At 71.6% G+C, this 4,346-nt stretch carries 4 protein-coding genes; 3 read left to right on the forward strand and 1 reads right to left on the reverse strand.

What is annotated here, in order from left to right:
- Positions 1–158: 158 nt before the first annotated feature.
- On the reverse strand, positions 159–728 hold the full coding sequence (locus ACFWFR_RS17710; RefSeq protein ID WP_377616357.1) for a hypothetical protein: 570 nt from the start codon (positions 726–728) through the stop codon (positions 159–161).
- Between the two features lie 75 nt (positions 729–803).
- Here ACFWFR_RS17710 and ACFWFR_RS17715 point away from each other — a divergent pair, with 75 nt between their 5' ends.
- From ACFWFR_RS17715 to ACFWFR_RS17725, 3 genes are all read left to right on the forward strand, one after another.
- On the forward strand, positions 804–1,580 hold the full coding sequence (locus tag ACFWFR_RS17715) for a 1-acyl-sn-glycerol-3-phosphate acyltransferase (protein ID WP_191803292.1): 777 nt from the start codon (positions 804–806) through the stop codon (positions 1,578–1,580).
- A gap of 88 nt (positions 1,581–1,668) precedes the next feature.
- Positions 1,669–2,907 (forward strand): pyrophosphate--fructose-6-phosphate 1-phosphotransferase, encoded by a 1,239-nt coding sequence (locus ACFWFR_RS17720; RefSeq protein WP_056650236.1) that lies wholly within the window; start codon positions 1,669–1,671, stop codon positions 2,905–2,907.
- A 7-nt stretch (positions 2,908–2,914) separates the two neighbouring features.
- Complete coding sequence (locus tag ACFWFR_RS17725) at positions 2,915–4,267, forward strand: class II 3-deoxy-7-phosphoheptulonate synthase (RefSeq protein ID WP_191803296.1); 1,353 nt, start codon at positions 2,915–2,917, stop codon at positions 4,265–4,267.
- Positions 4,268–4,346: the final 79 nt, after the last annotated feature.

The raw sequence follows: 4,346 nt of genomic DNA on the forward strand, positions 1-4,346 counted from the left end.
CCCCGCTCCCCCCCCCCTCGGGCCGGGCCCGTCCTGCTGCGCGGTCCGACGTCCCGCCCGGGGCGCGACGCACGCCGAGGGGCGTGGCGCCGTCGGGCACGGGAAGCCGTCCCACGGTGCCGCCCGGACGCCCCAGGACGGGCACCGGACGGCGACCGTCAGACGACGGCGCCCGGCCCCGCGTGGTCGTCCTCGCGGCGGTGGGGCATGCGCCACACGAGCACCGCGAGCCCGACCAGGAACAGGCCGCCTGCGACCTGGGCCGCGATCGTCGGGAACGGCCGGAGCACGACCATCCCGACGAGCAGCAGGATCGGGATGCCCGCGACCAGACCCCAGGCCATGGTCAGCAGCGGGTCCCGGCCCATGCCGATGTCCGGGTCCGGGGGAGTGAAGTGGCTCTCGGCCTCCTCGAGGTCCTCGACCTCGGGCGTGGTCGGCCAGTCCCGGGGGCCGGGCCCCTGCACCCAGGGCGCGACCGGGAAGGTCTCGTGGAGGTCGCGGGGCGCCGAGGGGCGGGCGTCGGGCGCGGACGGGCCGGGTCCCGCCTCCGCGACGGCCGACTCCGCAGCGGCCGAGACGTCCGAGAGGTCGGCCACGATGTCGGCCCAGCGGGCCTCGACGTCGGGGAGGTCGTCCTGCGGCGTGGTCGGCTGGTCGTCGGTCGGCTCGATCGCGTCGTCCTTCCCGTCGTTCTCGTCCTGCGGTCCTGCATTCGGTGCGGCCATGGGGTTCACTCTAGAGTCGGAACCGCAGCCCGTGTTCGCGGGGTGCTCCAAGGAGGAACGTTGTTCTACTGGTTCATGAAGCAGGTGTTGGTCGGCCCCCTGCTCCGGCTGCTGTACCGTCCGTGGACGCGCGGCGTCGACAACGTCCCCGACGAGGGCGGAGCGATCCTCGCGAGCAACCACCTCGCGGTCATCGACTCCTTCATCCTGCCCCTCGTGCTGAACCGCAAGGTCCAGTTCCTCGGCAAGTCCGACTACTTCACGGGCAAGGGAATCAAAGGGCGCCTGACGGCCGGGTTCATGCGCGGCGTGGGCACCATCCCCGTCGACCGTGCGGGCGGCAAGGCCAGCGAGGCCGCGCTCACCACGGGGCTGCGGGTCCTGGGTGACGGCGAGCTGTTCGGCATCTACCCCGAGGGCACGCGCAGCCCCGACGGGCGCCTCTACCGCGGCAAGACCGGCGTGGCCCGCCTCGCTCTCGAGTCCGGCGCGCCCGTGGTCCCCGTCGCGATGATCGGCACCAACATCGCCCAGCCCATCGGCAAGGTCATCCCCAAGCCCATGCGGATCGGGATCGTGATCGGCGAGCCGCTCGACTTCAGCCGCTACAAGGGCATGGAGAACGACCGCTTCATCCTGCGTGCCGTCGCGGACGAGATCATGTACGCGATCATGAGCCTCTCGGGCCAGGAGTACGTGGACATCTACGCCGCGACGGCCAAGGCGCGCCTCGCGGCCGGACCCGCCGCTACCACACCTCCCGCCTCGCCCGCGGCCCCGGGCGGAAGGCCGGTCCCGGACGTCCAGGTTCCGGAACCGCCGCAGGAGGACCCCGCGCCGTCAGTAGACTGAGGGAGCAGGCCGTCCCGCTGCCCCGGGGGATCCCCGGCGTCGATCGACGCAGGCACGGCGGCATCCTTCAACGAGAGGCTCCTTTGCTATGTCTGATCGTCGGCAGGTTCGTCGCGTCGCTCTCCTGACGGCCGGTGGTTTCGCCCCGTGCCTGTCCTCCGCCGTGGGCGGTCTGATCGAGCGCTACACCGAGCTCGCCCCCGAGGTCGAGATCATCGCCTACCAGCACGGCTACCACGGCCTGCTGACCGGCAACAAGATCGTCGTCGACGAGGAGACCCGCAAGAACGCGGGCATCCTGCACCGCTTCGGCGGCTCGCCGATCGGCAACTCGCGCGTCAAGCTCACGAACGCGAAGGACTGCGTCAAGCGCGGTCTGGTCCAGGAGGGCCAGGACCCGCTGCAGGTCGCCGCGGAGCAGCTCAAGGCCGACGGCGTCGACGTCCTGCACACCATCGGTGGCGACGACACCAACACGACCGCGGCGGACCTCGCGGCCTACCTGCACGAGAACGACTACGAGCTGACGGTCGTGGGCCTGCCCAAGACGATCGACAACGACGTGATCCCGATCCGTCAGTCGCTCGGCGCATGGACCGCCGCCGAGGAGGCTGCGGGCTTCGCGCGCAACATCATCGGCGAGCACCGCTCGGGCCCGCGCATGCTGATCGTGCACGAGGTCATGGGGCGTCACTGCGGCTGGCTGACCGCCGCCTCGGCCGCCGAGTACCGCAAGTGGCTCGACACGCAGGAGTGGGTCCCGGGCATCGGCCTGACCAAGGAGCGGTGGGACATCCACGCGGTGTTCGTCCCCGAGCTCGCGCTCGACATCGAGGCCGAGGCAGCGCGCCTGCGCACCGTCATGGACGAGGTCGGCAACGTCAACATCTTCCTGTCCGAGGGCGCGGGCATGAACGAGATCGTCGCGCAGCTCGAGGCGTCGGGCGAGACGGTCGAGCGCGACCCCTTCGGCCACGTCAAGCTCGACACGATCAACCCGGGTGCCTGGTTCGCCAAGCAGTTCGCGGAGAAGCTCGGCGCCGAGAAGACCATGGTCCAGAAGTCGGGCTACTACTCGCGCGCCGCGGCCGCGAACGCCGAGGACCTGCGCCTCATCAAGTCCATGACGGACCTCGCCGTGGACTGCGCGTTCAAGGGCGAGTCGGGCGTGATCGGTCACGACGAGGAGAACGGCGACCGCCTGCGCGCGATCGAGTTCCCGCGCATCGCGGGCGGCAAGGCGTTCGACGTCTCGCAGCCGTGGTTCGGCGACCTGCTGGGCGAGATCGGCCAGCCGCTCGTCCCCGCCGCCCCGACGGCGCACTGACCCGCTGATGGCGACCACGACCGGCGCGGAGATCACCCAGGGGCTGGACGCGTTCCGTTCCCTCGTCGCGCAGCAGCAACCCACGTGGCCCGACGCCGCGGCCCTCGCGGACGTGTCCGCGCGGCTCGCGGCCTCCGCGCCGCTCGTGGTCCCCTCGGAAGCCGACACCCTGCGCTCGCGGCTCGCCGCCGCGGGCCGGGGCGAGGCCTTCCTCCTGCAGGGCGGTGACTGCGCCGAGACGTTCGCGGACGCGAACGCCCTGCGCATCCGCAACAAGGTCCGCACCATCCTGCAGATGGCCGTGATCCTGACGCACGGCGCGAGCATGCCCATCGTGAAGATGGGCCGGCTCGCGGGGCAGTACGCCAAGCCGCGCAGCTCGAACGACGAGACGCGCGAGGGCGTCACGCTGCCCGCGTACCGCGGCGACATGGTCAACGGGCACGCCTTCACGCCCGAGGACCGCGTCCCGGACCCCGAGCGGCTCATGCAGGCGTACCGGATCTCGTCGGCGACGCTCAACGTGGTCCGGGCCTTCACGGGCGGCGGGTTCGCGGACCTGCGCCAGGTGCACGAGTGGAACCGCGGTTTCATGCGCAACCCCGCGTACGCGCGCTACGAGAGCACGGCCGCGGAGATCGACCGCGCGATCCGTTTCATGAAGGCGTGCGGGGTCGACTTCGACGCGCTGCGCACCGTGGAGTTCTTCGTGAGCCACGAGGCGCTCATCCTCGACTACGAGCGGTCGCTCACGCGCATCGACTCGCGCTCGGGCAACGCCTACGACACCTCGGGGCACTTCCTGTGGATCGGTGAGCGCACGCGCCAGCTCGACGGCGCGCACGTCGACTTCCTGTCGCGCGTGGCGAACCCGATCGGCGTCAAGCTCGGCCCGACCACGGCCCCCGACGACGCGCTGCGCCTGATCGACAAGCTCAACCCGGACGCGATCCCGGGCCGCCTGACGTTCATCACGCGCATGGGAGCGGGACGGATCCGCGACGCGCTGCCAGCGCTCGTCGAGGCCGTGCGCGAGTCCGGCGCCCCCGTCACGTGGGTCACGGACCCCATGCACGGGAACACCATCACCTCGGACAGCGGGTACAAGACCCGTCGCCTCGAGGACGTCCTGGACGAGGTCCGTGGCTTCTTCGAGGTCCACCGTGCGCTCGGCACGGTGCCTGGTGGCCTGCACGTCGAGCTCACGGGCGACGACGTGACCGAGGTGCTGGGCGGTAGCGAGGAGATCGACGACGCCGGCCTGGCCCTGCGCTACGAGACGCTCGTGGACCCGCGCCTGAACCACCAGCAGTCGCTCGAGATGGCCTTCCAGGTCGCGGAGATGCTCCAGGCCCGCTGAGCCTGCGGCCACGGCCTCACGGCCGGGCCCGTGGCCCGGGAAGACCCCACGCAGCCCGACGGCGGCGCACCCGCGGGCG

Source organism: Oerskovia sp. NPDC060287 (assembly GCF_042726775.1).
In the GTDB taxonomy this organism is placed as follows: domain Bacteria; phylum Actinomycetota; class Actinomycetes; order Actinomycetales; family Cellulomonadaceae; genus Oerskovia; species Oerskovia merdavium.

Coding starts and splice junctions, on each gene's coding strand:
- ACFWFR_RS17710 (WP_377616357.1), bottom strand. CDS start 728: ATGGCCGCACCGAATGCAGGACCGCAGGACGAGAACGACGGGAAGGAC.
- ACFWFR_RS17715 (WP_191803292.1), top strand. CDS start 804: ATGAAGCAGGTGTTGGTCGGCCCCCTGCTCCGGCTGCTGTACCGTCCG.
- ACFWFR_RS17720 (WP_056650236.1), top strand. CDS start 1,669: ATGTCTGATCGTCGGCAGGTTCGTCGCGTCGCTCTCCTGACGGCCGGT.
- ACFWFR_RS17725 (WP_191803296.1), top strand. CDS start 2,915: ATGGCGACCACGACCGGCGCGGAGATCACCCAGGGGCTGGACGCGTTC.